This is a genomic window from Roseovarius sp. MBR-78 (assembly GCF_040547535.1).
Taxonomy (GTDB): Bacteria; Pseudomonadota; Alphaproteobacteria; order Rhodobacterales; family Rhodobacteraceae; genus Roseovarius.
Genome location: NZ_JBEPPX010000003.1, coordinates 221,377 through 241,909, shown reverse-complemented (window position 1 = coordinate 241,909; position 20,533 = coordinate 221,377). Strand labels below are relative to the sequence as shown.

Annotated in this window: 20 protein-coding genes, 1 other RNA gene, 1 pseudogene and 1 riboswitch; of the genes and pseudogenes, 20 read left to right on the top strand and 2 right to left on the bottom strand. The window is 66.0% G+C overall.

The genetic code is table 11. The features are described from left to right. The 6 genes and pseudogenes from ABIE58_RS04070 to ABIE58_RS04045 all read left to right on the top strand — a co-directional run. Positions 1 to 225 (top strand): annotated as a pseudogene (locus ABIE58_RS04070) (FAD/NAD(P)-binding protein); the annotation flags it as partial. 324 nt (positions 226 to 549) lie between these two features. Next, positions 550 to 1,722 carry a cell envelope integrity protein TolA gene (tolA, locus tag ABIE58_RS04065; protein WP_354543405.1) on the top strand — a complete coding sequence of 391 codons (1,173 nt, stop codon included), beginning with the start codon at positions 550 to 552 and terminating at the stop codon, positions 1,720 to 1,722. A gap of 115 nt (positions 1,723 to 1,837) precedes the next feature. Next, positions 1,838 to 2,272: a hypothetical protein gene (locus tag ABIE58_RS04060; RefSeq protein ID WP_354543404.1), complete on the top strand. Its 435-nt coding sequence runs from the start codon at positions 1,838 to 1,840 to the stop codon at positions 2,270 to 2,272. Beyond that, positions 2,269 to 2,922: a MotA/TolQ/ExbB proton channel family protein gene (locus ABIE58_RS04055; RefSeq protein ID WP_354543403.1), complete on the top strand. Its 654-nt coding sequence runs from the start codon at positions 2,269 to 2,271 to the stop codon at positions 2,920 to 2,922. Before ABIE58_RS04060 ends, ABIE58_RS04055 begins: the two co-directional genes overlap by 4 nt. After that, positions 2,915 to 3,295: a biopolymer transporter ExbD gene (locus ABIE58_RS04050; RefSeq protein WP_354543402.1), complete on the top strand. Its 381-nt coding sequence runs from the start codon at positions 2,915 to 2,917 to the stop codon at positions 3,293 to 3,295. The genes ABIE58_RS04055 and ABIE58_RS04050 overlap by 8 nt, the downstream gene beginning before the upstream one ends. After that, complete coding sequence (locus tag ABIE58_RS04045) at positions 3,295 to 3,681, top strand: ExbD/TolR family protein (RefSeq protein WP_354543401.1); 387 nt, start codon at positions 3,295 to 3,297, stop codon at positions 3,679 to 3,681. Before ABIE58_RS04050 ends, ABIE58_RS04045 begins: the two co-directional genes overlap by 1 nt. Before the next feature lie 313 nt (positions 3,682 to 3,994). Here ABIE58_RS04045 and ABIE58_RS04040 read toward each other — a convergent pair whose 3' ends face one another. After that, positions 3,995 to 4,870, bottom strand: a complete 876-nt coding sequence (locus ABIE58_RS04040; protein ID WP_354543400.1) for a glycosyltransferase family 2 protein — start codon at positions 4,868 to 4,870, stop codon at positions 3,995 to 3,997. Between the two features lie 110 nt (positions 4,871 to 4,980). Between ABIE58_RS04040 and miaB the strand changes: the two genes are divergently transcribed. The 9 genes from miaB (at position 4,981) to trmB (ending at position 13,443) form a co-directional block, all read left to right on the top strand. After that, positions 4,981 to 6,315, top strand: a complete 1,335-nt coding sequence (gene miaB / locus ABIE58_RS04035) for a tRNA (N6-isopentenyl adenosine(37)-C2)-methylthiotransferase MiaB (protein WP_354543399.1) — start codon at positions 4,981 to 4,983, stop codon at positions 6,313 to 6,315. 178 nt (positions 6,316 to 6,493) lie between these two features. Then, a complete protein-coding gene (locus ABIE58_RS04030) occupies positions 6,494 to 7,051 on the top strand; it encodes an OmpA family protein (RefSeq protein ID WP_354543411.1) in 558 nt (185 codons plus the stop codon). A gap of 11 nt (positions 7,052 to 7,062) precedes the next feature. After that, the gene (locus ABIE58_RS04025) at positions 7,063 to 7,374 is read left to right on the top strand and encodes a hypothetical protein (RefSeq protein WP_354543398.1); all 312 of its coding nucleotides are present in this window, start codon (positions 7,063 to 7,065) and stop codon (positions 7,372 to 7,374) included. Positions 7,375 to 7,505: 131 nt separating this feature from the next. Next, positions 7,506 to 8,504, top strand: a complete 999-nt coding sequence (locus tag ABIE58_RS04020) for a PhoH family protein (RefSeq protein WP_354543397.1) — start codon at positions 7,506 to 7,508, stop codon at positions 8,502 to 8,504. 3 nt (positions 8,505 to 8,507) lie between these two features. Next, on the top strand, positions 8,508 to 8,999 hold the full coding sequence (gene ybeY, locus ABIE58_RS04015; RefSeq protein ID WP_354543396.1) for an rRNA maturation RNase YbeY: 492 nt from the start codon (positions 8,508 to 8,510) through the stop codon (positions 8,997 to 8,999). Between the two features lie 39 nt (positions 9,000 to 9,038). Further along, complete coding sequence (locus ABIE58_RS04010) at positions 9,039 to 9,926, top strand: CBS domain-containing protein (protein ID WP_354543395.1); 888 nt, start codon at positions 9,039 to 9,041, stop codon at positions 9,924 to 9,926. Then, positions 9,901 to 11,427 carry an apolipoprotein N-acyltransferase gene (lnt, locus tag ABIE58_RS04005; RefSeq protein WP_354543394.1) on the top strand — a complete coding sequence of 509 codons (1,527 nt, stop codon included), beginning with the start codon at positions 9,901 to 9,903 and terminating at the stop codon, positions 11,425 to 11,427. Before ABIE58_RS04010 ends, lnt begins: the two co-directional genes overlap by 26 nt. Positions 11,428 to 11,465: 38 nt before the next feature. Beyond that, positions 11,466 to 11,513, top strand: a riboswitch (SAM-SAH riboswitch). Between the two features lie 6 nt (positions 11,514 to 11,519). Next, a complete protein-coding gene (gene metK, locus ABIE58_RS04000; RefSeq protein ID WP_354543393.1) occupies positions 11,520 to 12,686 on the top strand; it encodes a methionine adenosyltransferase in 1,167 nt (388 codons plus the stop codon). A 43-nt stretch (positions 12,687 to 12,729) separates the two neighbouring features. Next, positions 12,730 to 13,443 carry a tRNA (guanine(46)-N(7))-methyltransferase TrmB gene (trmB, locus tag ABIE58_RS03995; protein WP_354543392.1) on the top strand — a complete coding sequence of 238 codons (714 nt, stop codon included), beginning with the start codon at positions 12,730 to 12,732 and terminating at the stop codon, positions 13,441 to 13,443. 18 nt (positions 13,444 to 13,461) lie between these two features. On the opposite strand, the gene argE is transcribed toward trmB, so the two are convergent. Then, positions 13,462 to 14,625 carry an acetylornithine deacetylase gene (argE, locus tag ABIE58_RS03990; protein WP_354543391.1) on the bottom strand — a complete coding sequence of 388 codons (1,164 nt, stop codon included), beginning with the start codon at positions 14,623 to 14,625 and terminating at the stop codon, positions 13,462 to 13,464. A gap of 250 nt (positions 14,626 to 14,875) precedes the next feature. On the opposite strand from argE, the gene ABIE58_RS03985 reads away from it, so the two are divergent. The 5 genes from ABIE58_RS03985 to pstC all read left to right on the top strand — a co-directional run bounded on the left by ABIE58_RS03985 (position 14,876) and on the right by pstC (position 20,531). Next, complete coding sequence (locus ABIE58_RS03985) at positions 14,876 to 16,069, top strand: hypothetical protein (protein WP_354543390.1); 1,194 nt, start codon at positions 14,876 to 14,878, stop codon at positions 16,067 to 16,069. After that, positions 16,066 to 17,427 (top strand): cytochrome P450, encoded by a 1,362-nt coding sequence (locus ABIE58_RS03980; RefSeq protein ID WP_354543389.1) that lies wholly within the window; start codon positions 16,066 to 16,068, stop codon positions 17,425 to 17,427. Before ABIE58_RS03985 ends, ABIE58_RS03980 begins: the two co-directional genes overlap by 4 nt. Continuing rightward, positions 17,428 to 17,781, top strand: a transfer-messenger RNA (tmRNA) gene (gene ssrA / locus ABIE58_RS03975). 254 nt (positions 17,782 to 18,035) lie between these two features. After that, positions 18,036 to 19,073 (top strand): substrate-binding domain-containing protein, encoded by a 1,038-nt coding sequence (locus ABIE58_RS03970; RefSeq protein ID WP_354543388.1) that lies wholly within the window; start codon positions 18,036 to 18,038, stop codon positions 19,071 to 19,073. Positions 19,074 to 19,154: 81 nt separating this feature from the next. Then, positions 19,155 to 20,531, top strand: coding sequence for a phosphate ABC transporter permease subunit PstC (gene pstC / locus ABIE58_RS03965; RefSeq protein ID WP_354543387.1), 1,377 nt, complete (start codon positions 19,155 to 19,157; stop codon positions 20,529 to 20,531). The last annotated feature ends 2 nt before the right edge of the window (positions 20,532 to 20,533 follow it).

Below are 20,533 nucleotides of genomic sequence, written 5' to 3'. Positions count from 1 at the left end.
GGGCTGGCGCGGCTCGATCCGCTGCGCCTTGGCCTCGACACCACCCCCGGTGCCCGCGTCATCGCCCGCGGCGGCGTGGCCTCGCGCCGCCTCTATGCCATCGGCCCCTGCGCGCGCGGCGCGCTATGGGAAATCACCGCGATTCCCGACATCCGCCAACAGACTTTTCGTCTGGCAAATGAGGTTTTAGCCGCAGGCCAGGCCGCCACGCTTGAGGGGGCCTGACGTTCTCTTGCGGGCGGGCAGGGCAGGCAAGGTTGCAAGGCCCCTGCTTCTGCCCGCGCAGCCCTGCGCGCCCGCGTGACCCTGCAGCCCGATAACCTATTATCACAATGACGCGTCATGCCCTACCGTGGGCGTGCCGATTGCGATAAACCCACGAGGCGTTGGCCGGTAGTGCCTGACCTGCCGACTTTCCTTGGCATCCGGCGTTGGACAGATAGAATTTCGACCATGTCACCTCGTCTTCATACCCGGATCAAGGCGCATCGGCCCGCTTGGGCGCTGCGTGAGCGTGTGGGCCGCTGCGATCATGGCGCGGGCCTCTGAATGCGCAGGTGGTCGCTTCTTGTCGCCCTCGCGGCGATGCTGCTGTCCTTGCTCCTGCATGGCATCGGGTTGCGGCTGACCTTGCCCGAGGGGCCGCCATCTTCGACCGAAGAGGCCGCCTCCGATATGTCTGATGTCGGGGCGGGATTCGAGGATCTTGCCGAAACCGTTGCCGAGCCTGCGCCGCCCGAGCCTGCCACGCCCGCCGCGCCGCCAGACGTGACACCGCCCGACGAGGTGACCGAGGCAACACCGACATCGCAGGCGCTTGTGGCATCGGATACCCCGCAAGACGTGCTGACACCCGGCATCGGCCCGGTCGATGTGGTCGAACCGGACGCCGCCAGCCCGTCCGAAAGCGATACCCCCGCGCCCGAGACCGAGACCGCAGAGCCGCCGGGTGGCGAAGACGAGACCGAGGCGGATGTGGCCGATATGGCGGTCACGCAACCGATCGCCCCCGAGGCCCAGACCCCGGCCCAGACCCCGGCCCAGACCGAGCAAGCCAGCGAGGCCGCGCCGGTTGCGGTCACAGAGGCGGTGCCGCCCATCGCCCCTCCATCGGATTCCGCACCGCCCCCTGAGCCCGACATGCAGGCCCCCCTGCCGCCCGAGATCACCGTTGCCTCCGTGCCGGATGATCCCGAGATCCTGGCCGCCGAGGAGACCGGCGATCTGTCGGGCGCGGCGGTGACGACCTCGTTGCGCCCGCCCAAGGCGCGGCCATCGGCGGCGGCGCTGGCCACGCCCGAGGCCGGACCGCAACAAGGCGCGCAAACCGGGCGCGCGGCCGGGGTGATCGAATCGCCGCTGACCACGTATAAGCGCACCGGCATCGACCCGTTTGCCTCTCGCAGCGGCGGGGCGCGCTCGTCTGTGGTTGGCTTGCAAGGGGCGTTCAACCCCGGCAATTCAAGCACCACGAACTACGCCGGAGAGGTGCTGGTGAAGCTCAATCGCGCCCCGCCTGTCTTTCCTTCGGCGCAGGGCACGGCGCAGGTCTCCTTTGAGATCAGCCCCGATGGCACGGTGGCCTGGGTCAACATCCTGAGCAGCACGGGCAGCCCCGATATCGTCCGCGCCGCCAGCGCACAGGTCCGGCGTGCGGCCCCGTTCCCGCGCCCCCCCGGCGGCACCAGCCAGAGGCTGGTTTTCGTCTATCGTAACAGGTGAGCGCATGATCCCATCCACCGACCCCGGCCATCCGCGCGCGGGCGAAACCCTGAAATGTGAACTGCCCCGCCACTGGTATGTCCAGATGCGGGGCCACCAGACAAGGACGATACCGATGAACAAGATATCAATGGCGGCTGCGGCGATGATCGCGGGCCTTACCCTGGCCACCGGCGCTGCGGCGCAGGATGGCGGGCCGGGCGCGGCGGTGACGATCGAGCTGAACGCGGTGAAATCCGGCGACGCGGCCTGCACGCTGACATTTCTGGTCACCAACGGGCACCCCGCCCGGATCGACAAGGCGGTGTATGAGACCGTTCTTTTTGACGGCGCGGGGCAGGTGGACCGGCTGACGCTGTTTGATTTCGGCACATTGCCCGCAGGCCGCCCCCGCGTGCGCCAGTTCTCGGTCGCGGGCGTGACCTGCGACGGGTTAAGCCGGGTGCTCATCAACGGCGCGCATACCTGCACCGCGCCGGGCCTTGCCGATACGGCCTGCGAGGCGGGGCTGACCCTGAAAACCCGCACGGATATCGAGGTGATCGGATGAGCCAGATTCTTGAGCAGTTGCGGCAGACCGCCGATCTGGGCGGGCCGGTGGTGATGATCCTTCTGGTGGTCTCGGTCATCACGCTGGCGACGATCCTTTACAAGCTGTGGCAGTTTTCCGTGGCGGGCGTGGGGCGACACCGGGCGTTGAAAGAGGCTGTTGCCGCCTGGGACGAGGGCGACCGCAGCGCCGCTGCACGCGCGTTGACAAAATCCAAAAGCTATCTCGCGCCGGTGATCGCGATGGCCTTTGTCGCCGGTCCCGAGGATGCCAAGCGCCTGGCGGCAGAGGCCGAGGCGCGCTTTGCCCGGCTCGAAGGCGGGTTTCGCCTGCTCGACAGCGTCGCGCAGCTTGCTCCGCTTCTGGGCCTCTTCGGCACGGTGCTGGGCATGATCGACGCGTTCCAGTCGCTTCAGGATGCAGGCGCGCAGGTCGATCCGTCGCTTCTGGCGGGGGGGATCTGGGTGGCGCTGCTGACAACGGCGGTGGGGCTGGCGGTGGCGATGCCCACGGCGATGGTGCTGAGCTGGTTCGAAGGGCGGATGGACGCCGAACGTGTGACCGCCGAGCGCGCGATTGCCTCTGTCCTGCACCCCCAGGGCCGGCGCGACGCCTATGCCCCGCCCGCGGCGGAGCCGAGCCATGCGTAAGCGCACCCGGCGGCGGCGCCTGTCGATGACCTCGCTCATCGACGTGATTTTCCTGTTGCTGCTGTTCTTCATGCTGTCCTCGACCTTCTCGCGCTTTGCCGAGGTGGAGCTGTCGAGCGCCAGCGCGGGCACCACCGGCACGCGCGATGTGACGCGGAGTTTCGTGCAACTGGGCGAAAGCTCTTTGCGCGTGAACGGGGAGGAGGTCGCGCTTGCGGCCTTGCCCGAGAGCTTTGCCGAGACCGCCCCCGAGGCGGACCCCCGGCAGGTGATCGTGAGCCTTGAGGCGGATGTGACCGCGCAGCGCCTGACCGATCTGCTCGTCATCCTGCGCGGTATCGAGCGGCTCACTATCCGCGTGTTGGGGTCGTGATGCGCAAGCCAAGACACAAGACCCGGATCGAGCCGACGATTGCCTTGATAAATGTCGTGTTCCTGATGCTTGTCTTCTTCATGGTCGCGGGCACGCTGGCAAAGCCGCTTGACCGCGATCTGCGGCTGGTGCGCACGTCCGATCTCGAAGGCCGCGCGCCGCCCGATACGCTGGTCGTGCATCCCGATGGCAGGCTGAGCTATCGGGGTGAGCCTGTCGCCTCGGCGCAGGCGTTCTACGCGGCGCGGCCCGAGGATGCGCGTGAGGTGGTGCGGGTGGTGCCGGATGCGGCGCTCTCGGCGCTGACGCTGGTCGATCTGGCGCGCGATCTGCGCGCGGCGGGGGCCGCGCGCGTGGTGATCGTGACCCAGAGAGGGCTGGAGTGATGGCCGGTGTCGCGCCGGGTCTTGCGCGTTGCGAAGCTGCTTCATGCCATTAGATGATCGACATCTGACAGGTGTTGCCCAAGAATGATCCGGCCAGCCATGCTGCGGGATTCGGTGGGGCACGCGTCGTTAAGGGCCTGGACGGGTCGTTCACCGATGGCGCGGCGGGCTTCGGGCTTAATTCCGCGCGGGGGACAGGTGGCGAATGGCAGCAACAGGCGAGCATTCTCCCGCGCAGCATCGGGCACGTTGTGTCTGGTGTCGACCACTTGCCGCAAGCCTGCCCGCAGGGGACACCCTGCGAAAAGGCCCGTCAGAACCATTGCCCCGGCTCCATCAGCCCCAGATCGAGCAATTGCCGCGAATGCCACTCGAACGGCACCGAATTGTGCCAGGTGAAGGTCTCGATATCGAAGGTCGAGCCGGGATTGCGCTTGAGCGCCTTGGCGGTGCGAAAGGACGCGATGGCCGCGGTCAGGTTGTTGTGCCACGGGCAGGCATAGGTGTTGTATTCCTCGTCCGTGAAGGTGTGATCGGCGCGCAGGGCCACGCCTTCGCGTGCGCGAAACAGCGCGATTCGGTCGATCTTGCGACGGTTCTGGGGGATATGTTCCTCGAACCGCCAGCGCAGCCCGCCGAAGAAATCGAGCTGCCGCTCCTTTGGGTGGTTGTGGTTCTCGGGATCGGGCCGCCCCAGCGCGTAATAGCCCGACCGGTCAAGCTGCGCCTCTTCGAGCGAGACCGCATCCGGGTGGCGGGCAAGGTTCGGGGCGTAGATGTCGATCACATAGGTCAGCATGGCGTCGCGCCGTTCCTCGGCATGAAAGGCGAGCAATTCGCCGATGCTGCGCGTCTCGCAGAACGGGTAGAACAGGTATTCGGCGTTGAAACAGTAATACATCCACAGCCCCGGCGCGGCACCGGCCACGGCATTCACGGCGGCGATCGGGTCGTCGCCCCTGGCCGTGTCGAAACGGATGCGGTGCAGCGCGGGCTCTGCCAGCACGTCGGGCGCGGTGACAAAGCTGTCGGGCGCCAAGAGCAGCACCGATTTGAACCCGAGATCGAGATGGTGGCGCAGGGTCGAGGCGATCTCTGTCTCGTCCTCGGCAAAGACCATCGCGAGCGGCCCCTTGGCCAGCGCCTTGCCGGGCCGGGCGAGAAATTCGGTGAGCGTGGGTGTCGTCATCTGTTGTCCTGCCCGGTTTTCGACAGAGTCGACAAAACCGGCGGGCATTGCAAGAGGGGGCGGCCCTGATGTAGGAGCCGGGGGTGATTTCTCAGGCAGGAGCCGGGCGCATGGCCGATCCGAAAAAGCTCTATATCCGCACCTATGGCTGTCAGATGAACGTTTATGACAGCGAGCGCATGGCCGAGGCCATGGGCGGCGCGGGCTACGTCACAACCGAGGATGCGGCCGAGGCCGACATGATCCTGCTCAACACCTGCCATATCCGCGAGAAGGCCGCCGAGAAGGTCTATTCCGAACTGGGCCGGCTGCGTGCGCTGAAGGCGGCCAATCCCGATCTGAAAATCGGCGTGGCGGGTTGCGTGGCGCAGGCCGAGGGCGAGGAAATCATGCGCCGTCAGCCGCTTGTCGATCTGGTGGTGGGGCCGCAAAGCTATCACCGCCTGCCGCAGATGGAGGCGCGGCTGCGCGCGGGGCAAAAGGCGCTCGATACCGAGTTTCCGCTTGACGACAAGTTCGACACGCTGCGCCACAGGCCGAAAGCGAAACGCGGCCCGACGGCGTTTCTGACCGTGCAGGAGGGCTGCGACAAGTTCTGCGCCTTCTGCGTGGTGCCCTATACGCGCGGGGCCGAGGTGAGTCGCCCGGCGGCGCGCGTGCTGGAGGAAGCGCGCGATCTGGTGGAACGGGGCGTGCGCGAGATCACCCTGCTGGGTCAGAACGTCAACGCCTATCACGGGGCCGGAGAGGGTGGCGACTGGTCGCTGGCGCGGCTCATCTGGGCGTTGAGCGACATCGACGGGCTGGCGCGCATCCGCTTCACCACCAGCCACCCCAACGACATGAGCGATGACCTGATCGAGGCGCATGGCACCTGCCCCAAGTTGATGCCCTATCTGCATCTGCCGGTGCAATCGGGCAGTGACCGGATCCTCAAGCGGATGAACCGCAAGCATACCGCCGAGGGTTATCTGCGGCTGATCGAGCGTATCCGCGCGGCGCGGCCCGATATCCTCATCTCGGGCGATTTCATCACCGGGTTCCCCGAAGAGACCGAGGCCGATTTTCAGGCCACGCTCGACCTGATCGAGGCGGTGGGCTACGGGCAGGCGTTCTCGTTCAAGTATTCCACCCGCCCCGGCACCCCCGCCGCCGAGCGCGCGCAGGTGGCCGAAGAGGTCAAGGCCGAGCGGTTGCAGCGGCTGCAATCGCTCATCACCCGCCAACAGCGCGCCATCCAGGATGCCATGGTGGGGCAGACGGTCGGCGTGCTTTTCGAGAGGCCGGGGCGGATGCCGGGGCAGATGGTGGGCAAATCCGACCACCTGCACGCCGTCCATGTCAGTGATCCCGGCCTTGCGGCGGGCGATCTGGCACAGGTCGAGATCATCGAGAGCGGGGCCAATTCGCTGGGGGGGCGGGTCGTCGCGCGGCCCGCCGAATGAGGCGAGAATGTGACGCGCTATGGATTGTTTCCCATTGATCCACAATATACAGGTCAAAATTGCTTCACATCTTAACAAAAACCGTTAAACTCCAACCACATTAAGCAGATGGCGTGCCCCAAAAGGCGCGAAAGTTTGACAACGGGGGATTGGGATAGTGGTGAGCAAGGCATCGGACATGCTGAGCCGGATCGCAGGGGGGGTTGCTGTGGCGGCGCTCTCGGTTTCGGTCATGGCGGGCGGGGCAAGCGCGCAGCAGGGGCAGCGCACGGTTGTGGGAGAGCGGTATATCCCGACAATCTGGGTGGACCCGGATGGCTGCGAACACTGGGTGATGGATGACGGGGCCGAGGGCTACATGAGCCCGCATGTCAGCCGCCAGGGCATTCCCGTCTGCCGCGAGGTCAACCTGTGCGGCGTGGTCAATACCGATCAGCTCTTCGCCACCGACAGCGCGCGCATCCACGCCTCTGGCCAGCAACGCCTGCGCGAGTTCTTTCAGGGCGCGGGGGCGGTCTCCTACACCATCGTCGGCCATACCGACAGCCGCGCCTCGGATGAATACAACATGAACCTGTCCTATCGTCGCGCCAACGCGGTTGCCTCGGTGGCGCGCAGCATGGGCGCGCGCATCTCGGATGTGCGCGGCTATGGCGAGCGGATGCCCAAGGCGTCCAACAACACGTCGGCCGGCATGGCACAGAACCGCCGTGTCGAAATCATGTGCTGGCGCTGAGGGGATTTGACATGAGCTTTGTGAAAATTGCATTCATCCTGCCCGTGATCGGCCTTCTGGCCGCCTGCGAGGGCGGACATGGCACCGTTGGCCCGGACAAGACGCGCGACCGCGGCACCGACAAGAAGCACCTCAGCCAGTTGCAGGCTGGTATCTGGGTTGATCCCAACGGCTGCGATCACTGGATCATCGATGACGGGGTAGAGGGCTATCTGTCGCAACGGCTCGACAAGTTCGGCAAGCCGGTCTGCTCGGGCGTTGCTCCGCCGACGGTGGCGACAGGCCCGTTCAAGAAGGGCAGCCGGATCGCCGACACGCTCTGAGCGAGCCGGGACCAGATATGGGCAAAAGGGCGCGGAGCCGCAGGGCACCGCGCCTTTCTCGTGGTTGGCGCTTGCGCCGGGGCGCGCATCTTGGCAGGGTCGGGGGGCAACCCTGACCTTGGGAGACCTGCTTGGGTAACACCGCACCGCCCCCCGCCCCCGAATCGCCGCCCGAGGCGGCGATTGAATTTCCCGATAACAAGCTGCTCATTGACCTGTGCGGCGAATACGACCGCAACCTTGCCGAGATCGAGCGCGTTCTGGGCGTGCAGATCGTGCGACGCGGCAATCTTCTGGCCGTGTTGGGCGAGGCCGGCCCCGCCACCGAGGCAAAGACCGTGCTGCGCGCGCTCTATGCCCGGCTCGAGGGTGGCAAGGAGGTGGCCTTTGCCGATGTGGACCGCGAATTGCGCATGGGCGGGGATGAGGGCGACGCGGCGCTCGATGGTGATCAGCTTGAGATGTTCAAGGGCGGCACGGTCGAAATTCGCACCCGCAAGAAGCTGGTAGAGCCGCGCACCGACGCGCAGAAGGCCTATGTGCGCTCGCTTTTCGCCAATGAGCTGGCCTTTGGCATCGGGCCTGCGGGCACCGGCAAGACCTATCTGGCCGTCGCCGTCGGCGTGAACATGTTCATCGAGGGCCATGTTGACCGGATCATCCTCGCGCGCCCCGCCGTGGAGGCGGGCGAGAAGCTGGGCTACCTGCCCGGCGACATGAAGGACAAGGTCGATCCCTATATGCAGCCGCTCTACGATGCGCTCAATGATTTCCTGCCCGGCAAGCAGGTGGCCAAGCTGATCGAGGAAAAGCGCATCGAGATTGCGCCGCTGGCGTTCATGCGCGGGCGCACGCTGTCGAATGCCTTTGTCGTGCTGGACGAGGCGCAGAACGCGACCTCGATGCAGATGAAGATGTTTCTCACCCGGCTGGGCGAGGGGAGCCGCATGGTCATCACCGGCGACCGCACGCAGATTGATTTGCCGCGCGGCGTGCCCTCGGGGCTTGCGGATGCAGAGCGGCTTTTGACACACATCCAACAGATATCGTTCAATTATTTCACGTCTCGGGATGTCGTGCGTCACCCGCTCGTGGCGGCGATCATCGAGGCTTACGAGACGGATGGCTAGGCTATGCCCGTCGAGGTGATGATCGAGGATGCGCGCTGGCAGGCTGCCGGGCTTGAGGCGCTGGCCGCGCGCGCGGCGGCGGCCACGCTGGCGCATCTTGGCCTTGATCCCGATGCATGGGAGGCCAGCCTTCTGGCCTGCGATGATGCGCGCATCGCCGTGCTCAACGCCGATTTCCGGGGCAAGCCCGCGCCCACCAACGTGCTGAGCTGGCCCTCTGACGACCTTTCTGCCGATATGCCCGGCTGCGCGCCCCTGCCGCCGGAGCCGAGCGAGGACGGCTTTCTCGGCGATATCGCCATCGCCTATGATACCTGCGCGCGCGAGGCCGCCGAGGCGGGCCGCCCGCTGGCCGATCATGTCACCCATCTTGTCGTGCATGCGGTGCTGCACCTGCTGGGCTTCGATCACATCCGTGACCCGGATGCCACGCTCATGGAGGCAACCGAGGTGGCGATACTTGGCAAGCTGGGGGTTTGTGACCCATATGGATAGGGCAAGGGCCTGCGCGCCCAATCACCTGAGACGAGACGGATGGACGACAGTATAGAAGGATCATCTGGCGCGGCGCGGAGCGCGCCGCCGGAGACACGGGCCGAAAGCGAGGATACGGGCGGGTTCTTTCGCCGGGTCATCGGCATTTTCAATCCACATGACGAGGCCGACGCAGGCGACGCGGCCCCCGCCGCATCGGGGGCGGCGGTATTCGGCGTTGACCGGTTGCGCGATGTCACGGTCGAGGATGTGGCGATCCCCACCGCCGAGATCGTCGCCGTGCCGGTGGATATCACCCTTGACGATCTGGTGCAGGTGTTCCGCGAGAGCGGCATGTCGCGCCTGCCGGTCTACGAGGGCACGCTCGATTCGCCGATCGGAATGCTCCATCTCAAGGATTTCGCGCTCAAATACGGCTTCAACGGCAAGGCCGCGCGGCTGGCGATCCGGCCCATGCTGCGCCCGCTGCTCTATGTGCCGCCGTCGATGCCCATCGGCGTGCTGATGCAGAAAATGCAGGCAGAGCGGCGGCATATGGCGCTGGTGATCGACGAATATGGCGGCGTTGACGGGCTTGTGACCATCGAGGATCTGATCGAACAGGTGGTGGGCGAGATCGAGGACGAGCACGACACCGACGATGATGCCCATTGGCACAAGGAGGGGCCGGGCTGTTACCTTGCCGCCGCGCGCACGCCGCTTGACGCATTCGAGGCCGAGATCGGCCTGTCGCTGACCGAGACCGACGAGGTTGACGAGGAAGAGATCGACACGCTGGGCGGGCTGGTCTTCATGCTGCTGGGAAGGGTGCCCGCGCGCGGCGAGGTGGTCGAGCATCCCGCCGGCGCAAGCCTCGAGGTGGTCGAGGCCGACCCGCGCCGGATCAAGCGGGTGCGCGTGCGTGTTCCGGGCCTTGCCGGTGCTTGATATCTCGCGCGCGCGGCGTGCCCGCCTGCGCCCGCTGGCGCGAGCGGCTCTGGTGCTGGCGCTCGGGGCCGTTGCGGCGCTGGGCCAAGCCCCATGGGGGCTGTGGCCGCTCACGGTGGCGGCGCTGGCGCTGGCCTATGGGCTGTGGCGGCGCGCAGAGGGCTGGCGCGCGGCGGGGTGGCTGGGCTGGGCCTTGGGCACCGGGCATTTCCTGCTGGCGCTGCATTGGATCACGGAGCCATTCATGGTCGATGCCGCGCGGCATGGCTGGATGGCGCCCTTCGCGCTTGGTGGGCTGGCGGCGGGCCTTGCGCTCTTTTGGGGGGCGGGGCTGGCGCTGGCGCGTGCGGCGGGGGGCGGCGCGGGGGCCTTTATCGCCGCGTTCGGGCTCGCGGAGGCCGTGCGCGGATGGCTCTTTACCGGCTTTCCCTGGGCGCAGCCGGGGCATGTGCTGATCGACACTGGCCTGTTGCACTGGGCGTCGTTTTTTGGCGCGCCGGGGCTTCTGGTGCTGGTGCTGGCGGCGGCGGTGGCCTTGTGGCACGTGATCAAAGGGCGGCGCGCGGGTGGGGCCGTGGCGCTGGTGGTGCTGGCGGCGCTCTGGCCCCTGGGCGCGGCGCGCACGCCCGAGGCAGGGGCCGCGCCCGATGCGCCAGTGGTGCGGCTGGTGCAGCCCAACGCGCCGCAACACGAGAAATGGGACCCCGACAAGGTGCAGCTTTTCTATGATCGCCAGCGCGCCTTTTCGGCGGCTGGCGATGTGCCGCCCGATCTGTTGGTGTGGCCGGAAACGGCGGTGCCGGTGCTGCTGGAGCGCGCCGCCCCGACGCTCGAGGCGATCTCGGGGGCGGCGCGCGGGGTGCCGGTGGTGCTGGGCATCCAGCGCACCGAGGGGCCGCGCATCTACAATTCGCTCGCCGTGGTCGAGGCGGGCGGCGCGGTGACGGCGGTCTATGACAAGCATCACCTCGTGCCCTTCGGCGAATATATGCCGTTCGGTGACCTGCTGGCGCAGGTCGGCATTTACGGCCTCGCCTCAAACGAGGGGCAGGGCTATTCGGCGGGGCCGGGGGCGCGGCTCGTGGAGATCGCGGGGCTTGGCCGGGCGCTGCCGCTGATTTGCTACGAGGGGGTTTTCGCGCGCGATCTGCTTGCCGCCCCCGCGCGTCCCGATTTCCTGCTGCTCATCACAAATGATGCCTGGTTCGGCAAGGTTTCCGGGCCTTATCAACATCTTGCACAGGCCCGCCTGCGCAGCGCCGAGATGGGCCTGCCGATGATCCGGGTGGCCAATACCGGCGTCTCGGCGATGATCGATGCCACCGGGCAGGTGCGCGCGCGCATCCCGCTGGGAGAGGCCGGTTGGCGCGATGCCCCCCTGCCGCCGCCCTTGCCCGAGACGGTCTATGCCCGGCTCGGGGATGCGCCGATGCTGGCGCTCTACCTCGCCGCGCTGGCGCTGTCGTTCTGGCGCAACGGGCGGCGCGCCCGCCGCATTTAGCGATTGACGCCGGGGGCTTGCCGGCTTACGGACGGCCAATCCCGTCACAACGGCTTCCTGGCGTGGCGGATGTATTTAACGGAGCGATTCCCATGTCACGAAAAAACTATCTCTTCACCTCCGAATCCGTCTCGGAGGGGCATCCCGACAAGGTCTGCGACCGGATTTCGGATGCCGTCCTCGATGCCTTCCTCAGCGAGGAGGCCAATGCCCGCGTCGCCTGCGAGACATTTGCCACCACCAATTGCGTGGTCGTCGGCGGCGAGGTGGGGCTGTCGGACAAGTCGCGGCTGGCGGAATTCATGGGCCGGATCGACGGGATCGTTCGCGATTGCGTCCGTGATATCGGCTATGAGCAAAAGGAATTTCACTGGAATACCTTGCAGTTGCACAACATGCTTCATCCTCAGTCGGCGCATATCGCGCAAGGGGTGGACCGTGATGGCGCGGGCGATCAAGGGATCATGTTCGGCTATGCCGTGGACGAGACACCCGAGTTGATGCCGGCCCCGATCCTCTATTCGCACGCGATCCTCAAGCGGCTGGCCGAGGTAAGGAAATCGGGCAAAGAGGGGACGTTGGGCCCCGATGCCAAATCGCAGGTGACGCTGCGCTACGAGGACGGCGTGCCGGTCGAGGTGATGCAGCTTGTGCTCTCGACGCAACATGCTGACGAGGCGCAGACGAGCGACGACATCCGCGCCATCGTCGAGCCGTATATTCGTGAAGTTGTGCCAAATCAGTGGCTTACGGACAAGACCGAATGGCATGTCAACCCCACGGGCACCTTTGTCATCGGCGGGCCGGATGGCGATGCGGGGCTGACGGGGCGCAAGATCATCGTCGATACCTATGGCGGCGCGGCCCCTCACGGGGGCGGGGCATTTTCTGGCAAGGATCCGACAAAGGTAGACAGATCAGCGGCTTACGCGGCGCGCTACCTGGCCAAGAACATTGTCGCGGCGGGGCTGGCGCATAAATGCACGCTGCAACTGAGCTATGCCATCGGGGTGGCGCGACCGCTGTCGATCTATGTGGATACGCATGGAACCGGTCAAGTGCATGAAACGGAAATAGAAAGTATCATTCCGAAGATCATGGACCTGACCCCGCGCGGCATCCGCGAGCATCTTGAGCTGACCCGCCCGATCTACGCACGCACCGCCGCCTACGGGCATTTCGGACGCGCGCCTGAGGCCGATGGCGGCTTTTCGTGGGAGCGGACAGACCTTGCGGATGCCTTGAAAAAGAGCGTTTAAGCAAGGTATTGCCGCGCGCTCTTGATGTATTGCATGAGGGAACATGACCGCTGGGAATGACCCCGAAGGCGCGCCATGGCGCAACTTTCACGGGCGGCTCAAGGGAAAGGCGCTGCGCCCCAATCAGGAGGCGTGGCTCGATCAAGACCTTGGTCGCCTGTCGCTGGGACCGGTTGACCCGGACGTGAACCCCGAACGAAAACCCATGGATCTCAAGGGAGTTTTCGGGGATCGCGAGGTCTGGCTGGAGATTGGTTTCGGCGGTGGCGAGCACATGGTGCACCAGGCGGTGAGCAACCCGGAGGTGGGGATCATCGGCTGCGAGCCCTATATCAACGGCGTGGCCATGCTCTTGGGCAAGATCCGCGCCGCCAATGCACAAAATATTGGGGTCTATCCGGGTGATGTCCGCAACATGTTTGATGTTCTGCCCGAAGGGTCGATCTCGCGGGCCTTTCTGCTCTACCCCGATCCGTGGCCGAAAAAGCGTCATCACAAACGACGTTTCGTCACCGGGGATCATTTAGGACCGCTGTCCAACTGCCTGAAAAAGGGCGCTATTTTTAGGATCGCGACGGATATTCCCGACTATGTGCGCCAGGCCCTGCAAGAGGTGCCACGCTTTGGCTTCGAGTGGCTGGCAGAGGGGCCGCGCGACTGGCGCGCGCCCTGGGATGACTGGATATCAACGCGTTACGAGAAAAAGGCCCTGCGCGAGGGGCGCGTGCCGCATTACCTGACCTTTCGGCGGGTGTGACGGGCGCGACGGCCCCCCTCAGGCGTCGAGCTTGTCGCCGAGCCGCCAGAGCATGTCGATGCAGTGCTGCACCTGGTCGAGGTCGATATATTCGTCGGGCTTGTGCGCCTGCTCGATCGAGCCCGGCCCGCAGACCACCGCCGAGGTGCCGTAGGCCTGAAACAGCCCCGCCTCGGTGCCGAAGGGGACAAGCTCTGCCATATCGGCACCGGTCAGTTCCATCACGATGTCGCGGGCCTCGTTGAGGGCGGCGGGCTCGAGCCCGTCGACCTCGCCCACGATCTCGGTGGTGATATTGGCCTCGGGGTGGATCCTGCGCATCCGGGGCAGTAGCATTTCCTCGCAATAGCGCGTGAGGTCTTCCTTGACGAAGCGGGCATCGGTGGCCTGCACGGGGCGCATTTCCCATTCCACGGCGGCGTTGCAGGCGATGACGTTATGGGCCACGCCGCCCGAGATCGAGCCGGTGTTGATCGTGGTCCAAGGCGGATCGAAGCGGCTCGACGCTGGCGCGCGGGCGCGCAGCGCCTCTTGCAATTCCAGAAGCCGATTGACGTAACGCACCGCATATTCCACCGCGTTGACCCCGCGCGAGGGGGCGGAGCCATGCCCGGCAAGGCCGGTAAACCGGGTGGTATATTCGTAACAGCCCTTGTGGCCCTCGATCACGCGCATCAGCGTCGGCTCTCCGATGATCGCCACGCCGGGGCGGATGCCGCGCGCACGCAGGCTCTCGATCAGGGCCTGCCCGCCGAGGCAGCCCACCTCCTCGTCATAGGTGAAGGCGAAATGCAGCGGGCGGGTGGTGGCGCGTTCGGCCAGCAGCGGGGCCATCGACACGGCGGCGGCAATGAACCCCTTCATGTCGCAGGTGCCGCGCCCGTAGAGCCGCCCGTCATGTTCGATCAGATCGAACGGGTCCGACGCCCAATCCTGTTCGGCCACCGGCACCACGTCGGAATGGCCCGAGAGCACGATGCCGCCATCGGTGTCGGGGCCGATGGTGGCGAAGAGGTTGGCCTTGTGGCCGATCTCGTCGTGAAAGATATCGACCCGCGCGCCGCAGGATTCCAGCCGGTGGCCGAGATAGGCGATCATGTCGAGATTGCTCACCTCGGAGATGGTGGGAAAGGCGACAAGCTCGCGCAGGAGCGCGACGGTATCGGCAAGCTGGGTGCTCACATGGGGCCTCGTGGCTTGGGGGGTTGCAAATCCGTGCCAGAGTGAATCCGTCTGTGTCCGGCGTCAAGGCCCTGTCCCTGGCGAGAGAACGCGCGGCTCTCGGAGACGGGGCACCGGTGCGGGCCGGATCACCTGCTTGAGGGGGGGGCGTGACGCCGTGGGGCCTTATGCTCGCCAAATTCGCGGGGTAGGGTGGGGCGATGGACGGGTTGTGGAGCAACAGCGGTATGAGGCAGCACGGGGGCGGAGCATGAGCGCCGTTCGCCGCCGTCGAGTGTTCTATATCCCCGGCTATGACCCAATCCCGCCGCGCCGCTATCGCGAACTTTACCGCAAGGAGGCCGCCGCGCAGGCGCGCATCTCGGGCCACGAGATCGCGCTGACGCCCTCGCAGGGCAAGGGCCGGTTCGGCTGGGGGGTGGCGGCGCGGATCGAGGGGCAGGCGGTCGAGGCCGAGGTGACGGTGCTGGTCTGGTCCGATATCGTCAAGGGCAGCATGGCGCAGGGCATCCTTGCCACCTATGCGCAACTGATCCGCACGGCGGCGACGTATATCGGCACCGGTGCGCTGTTCCGGCTGATGCGGTTGCGCAAGGGGCCGGTGATCGCGGCGCTTTACCCGGTGGGGTTTCTGCTGGCGCAACTGGGGCTGGCGCTCTTGGCGGGGTGGCTGTTGGGGCGGGGCTTGGTGTTTGTGCACCCCTTGGCCGGGTGGGCCGGTTTGCTGGTGGTGCCGCTGGTGCTGGAGGGGTTCCGGCGGCTCGATGGCCGGTTCTTTGCCTATTACCTGATGCATGATTACGCCTATTCCGCGCGCTATCTGGGGGGCAACCCGCCCGAGTTGGAGGCGCGGATGGCGGAATTCTGCGAGGCGATTGCCGAGGCTTTGCAGGGCGATTGCGACGAGGTGCTGGTGGTGGGCCATTCCTCGGGCGCGCATCTGGCGGTGACGGTGCTGGCCGATCTCATTCGCGCAGGCCGCGTGCCCGAGGGTGGCCCGGCGCTCGGGTTTCTGAGTCTCGGGCAGGTGGTGCCGATGGTGTCGTTCCTGCCGCGCGCATGGCGGCTGCGCGCCGATCTGGAATATCTGAGCACGCGGGGCGAGCTGTTCTGGCTCGACGTGACGGCGCCGGGCGATGGCTGCGCCTTCGCGCTTTGTGACCCCGTGGCAGTCTCGGGGGTGGCACCCGAGGGCAAGCGCTGGCCGTTGGTGATTTCGGCGGCGTTTACGCAGACGCTGAGCGCGGCGCGGTGGCGCGCGTTGCGCTGGCGGTTTTTCCGGCTGCATTTCCAGTATCTCTGCGCGTTCGAGCATCCCAATGGCTATGATTATTTCGCGATCACGGCGGGGCCTGCGACGCTGGCGGCGCGGTTCGAGGGGCGCGCGCCCTCGCCCGCGCGGATCGAGCGGGCGGTGTCGGGCTATCGGAGCACCGCGCCATGATCCCGCCCAAGCCCCCGGCGCGCGCGGATCGCGTGTCGCTCTGGCGCTACCTGCGGCTGTTCCGGGCCGATATCCTCTCGGCGCAGCCCGCGCGGCTTTACCGGGCGTGGATGGCGGAATTTCGCACGCCGTTCTTTCGGTCATACCTGTGCAACGATCCGGCGCTGATTGATCTGGTGCTGAAGGAACGGCCCGGCGATTTTCCCAAATCCGAGCGGGTGAGCGAGGGGTTGCGACCGCTTCTGGGGAGGTCGGTTTTCGTCACCAATGGTGAGGAGTGGAAGCGGCAGCGGCGCATCATCGACCCGGCGTTTGAGGGGGGGCGGCTGCGCGATACCTTTCCGGCGATGGTTGCGGCGGGGCAGGGCGCGGTGGCGCGACTGGCGGCGCTGGCGGATGGCAGCCCGCGCGAGATCGAGGCGCAGACAAGCCACGCGGCGGCGGATGTGATCTTTCGCACGCTGTTTTCGCTGCCGATCGAGAACGCGACGGCGGCGCGGGTGTTCTCGGAATTCAAGGCGCATCAGCGCACGCAGCCGGTGTTGAACCTTGCCGCCTTCATCCCCCTGCCGCGTTGGTTTCCGCGCTTTCACCGGCGCGAGACTCGGGCCACGGCGCGGCGCATCCGCGCGCTGATCGAGGGGCTGGTGGCGCAGCGCATGGCCGAGATCGAGGCCGGGCGCGCGCCCGACGATCTGGCCACCAAGATCATGACCACGCCCGACCCCGAGACCGGCGCGCGGTTCACCACGCCCGAGATGGTCGATCAGGTGGCGATTTTCTTTCTGGCGGGGCACGAGACGAGCGCCTCGGCGCTGGCTTGGGCGCTCTACCTGCTGGCGCTTTACCCCGACTGGCAGGCGCGGTTGGCGGCGGAGGCGGAGGCGGTGCTGGGCACAAGCGCGCCGGAATTCGGCGATATGGGGCGGCTCAAACTGGCGCGCGACGTGTTCCGCGAGACGCTGCGGCTTTATCCGCCGGTGCCGATGATGGTGCGCGAGGCGGCCTGCCCCGAGCGGTTTCGAGGCCGCGCGGTGGCGCGCGGCGCGCAGGTGGTCCTGAGCCCCTGGCACCTGCACCGCCACGAGCGGTTGTGGGAGCGGCCCGACGATTTCGATCCCGCCCGCTATGGCAGCGAGAACGGGCGGGACTGTCTGCGCCGCGCCTATATGCCGTTCTCGGCGGGGCCGCGGGTCTGCACCGGGGCAGGGTTTGCCATGATCGAGGGGCCGTTATTGCTGGCGATGCTGGTGGGCGCCTACCGGTTTGAGACGGTGCCAGAGCGCCCCGCGATGCCGGTGGCGCATCTGACTGTGCGCGGGCGCGACGGGATATGGCTGCGGATTTCACGGCGCTAACCCCTAGCCAAACCTGCGCGAAGCGCCTATGTTCACATCGTTCCCGGCAACGGGGACTATGGACATAAACGCGCTCGTAATAAGCGGATCGGACCCGGGGGCGGTACCCGGCGGCTCCACCATATATCCTTCATTTGGGGATCATGGGGCCGAAACAGGATCGACGAACGTCTAAAGGGGTTTGCTTTGTCTCGGTGAGGTACCACCGTTATCGGTCCGAAACGTACAGTTGCAAATGACAACCGTGCTCCGGTGGCCGTTGCTGCGTAAGCAGTAACCAAACCGAAACTTAAGCCCTTGCGCCTAGCAGCGTAAGGCGGGGTTCGCAGGCACCTGGCAACAGAAGCCTGCACTTTCTCTCATAACAATCCGCCTTGTTTGCGAGGCACGGCAGCATCCCGCGCGCACGCCCGTCCGTCGCATCGCGGCAGGTCTGCTGCGTGTCGGTGCCGCCATCAAGCCCGGTCCGGCCCGGTAATTTCGGGCGCGCCGAACGGGCATTCAGCGCGTTTCATAAAACCGTTACAAAAACATAACAATGCTGTCACCGACTCCGCTTAGCCGGGGCATGTTAGATCACTGACGATCCACTGACAGCAGGAGCTCTTATGTCTTACACCAAACTCTCGGTATCGGTTCTCGCGCTGGCCGCGATGTCCGCGACGACCGCCGCCGCGCGCGATCAGATCAGCATCGTCGGCTCGTCGACCGTGTTCCCCTACACCCAGGCCGTGGCCGAGCAATTCGCCAACGTGACCGGCTCGCCCTCGCCGATCGTGGAATCGACCGGCACCGGCGGCGGGATGCAGATTTTCTGCGAAGGCATCGGCGAAGGCCATCCCGACGTGACCGGCGCATCGCGCGCCATGAAGGCGTCGGAATGGGAAAAATGCGCCGCCAACGGCGTGACCGACATTTCCGAGGCGCTGATTGGCTTTGACGGCCTGTCGCTCGCAGTGGCGCGCTCCAACGATTTCGGCTGGAACCTCACGCTCGAGGAAATCTACCTGGCGCTGGGTGCCGAGGTGCCGGTGGATGGCAACTGGGTCGCCAACCCCTACACCAAGTGGTCGGAGATCAACCCCGAACTGCCCGAAACCAACATCTTGGTGCTTGGCCCCCCGCCGACCTCGGGCACCCGTGACGCATTCGTCGAGCTGGCCATGCATACCGGCTGCGAATCGCTGGATTTCGTCAAGAGCGGCGACTTCGACGGCAAATGGGTCAAGGAAAACTGCTCGCGCATGCGCACCGACGGCCCGTTTGTCGAGGCAGGCGAAAATGACAACCTGATCGTGCAGCGCCTCGAATCCGATCCCAACGCGCTGGGCATCTTCGGCTACTCGTTCCTTTACGAGAACCTCGACAAGCTCAAGGGCGTGGCGATGGACGGTGTCGAGCCGACCACCGACACGATCGGCGACAAATCCTACCCGGTGTCGCGTCCGCTCTACTTCTACGTCAAGAACGCGCATCGCGGCGTGATCCCCGGCCTTCAGCGCTTCATCGAGGAATACATGTCCGATGATGCGCTTGCCCCCGGTGGCTATCTGGCCGAGCGTGGCCTTGTGCCGCTGAGCGACGCGCGCCGCGCCAAACTTCAGGACGAGGTCATCAACGCGGTGGCGATGGCCCCCAAGAACTGAGGCTGGTCACGGCTTCCATGATCCCGACGCCTCCGCCATACTGGTGGGGGCGTCTTACATCCGAAAGCAGCAGGCCACGCCATGACGCTCATCGCCTTCCTGATCCTGATCGCCGCCGTAGTGATCGGCTACATGCTGAACCTGCGCAGCGCGCGCGCGCTGCGACATGGCGGCGCGAACATGCATTCGCTCGACGGCTTTCACGGCAGTTATGCCGCGCTGATGGTTCTGATACCGACCTTCGTGCTCATCATCCTGTGGTTGCTGTTTCAGGGTTCGGTGATCGACTACCTGGTGACAAGCAGCCTGCCGCAGGATCAGTTGCAGGGCAAGAGCGCGGGCGAGGCGCAACTCATCATGGCCGAGATACGCTCCATTGCGGGGGGGCGCATCTTTGGCACGCCCGAGCCGTGGAAGCTTGACGCCGCCGAGCGCATGATGGCGCTGCGGGCCACCTCGGGCGGCCTTCTGGTGGCGGCGACGGCGGCGCTGGCGGCGGTGATGCTTTATATTGCGCGCCGCAGGGTCCGCGCCGATTTCCGGGCGCGGCAGGGGGCCGAGGGCATCATACACGGCCTCATGGTGGCCTGTGCCACGGTGGCGATTTTCGTCACCATAGGCATCGTCGCCTCGCTCCTGTTCGAGACGATCCGCTTTTTCAAAATGGTGCCGTTCTGGGATTTCATCCTCGGCACCTCGTGGGAGCCGCAAATCCCGCTGCGCGAGGATCAGATTGCCGCCGAAGGCGCGTTCGGCATGTTGCCGGTCTTCCTTGGCACGCTGGTCATCGCCACGGTGGCGATGCTGGTGGCCACGCCCATCGGCCTGCTATCGGCCATCTACCTGCACGAATTTGCGTCCCAGCGCGTGCGCACGGTAGTCAAGCCGGTGCTGGAAATCCTCGCCGGGGTGCCCACAGTGGTCTACGGCTTTTTCGCCATCCTCGTGATCGCGCCCGCGATCCGTTCCTTTGGGGCCGACCTTGGCCTGCCCATCGCGCCCAACACCGCGCTCGCGGCGGGCAGCGTCATGGGCATCATGCTCATCCCGTTCATCTCGTCCTTTGCCGATGATGCGCTGGGCGCGGTGCCGCGCAGCCTGCGCGACGGCTCGCTCGCGGTGGGGGCAACCCCCGCCGAGACCGTGCTCAAGGTGCTGTTTCCTGCCGCCATTCCGGGCATCGTCGGCGGCATCCTCTTGGCTGTGAGCCGCGCCATCGGCGAGACGATGATCGTGGTCATGGCCGCCGGTCTCATCGCCAAGATGACGATCAACCCGCTTGACAGCGTGACCACCGTCACCGTGCAGATCGTCACCCTGCTCATCGGCGACACCGCCTTTGACAGCCCCAAGACGCTGGCGGCCTTTGCCCTTGGCATGGTGCTGTTCCTGATGACGCTGGTCATCAACATCGCCGCGCTGCGCATCGTGCGTAAATATCGTGAAATCTACGACTAGGA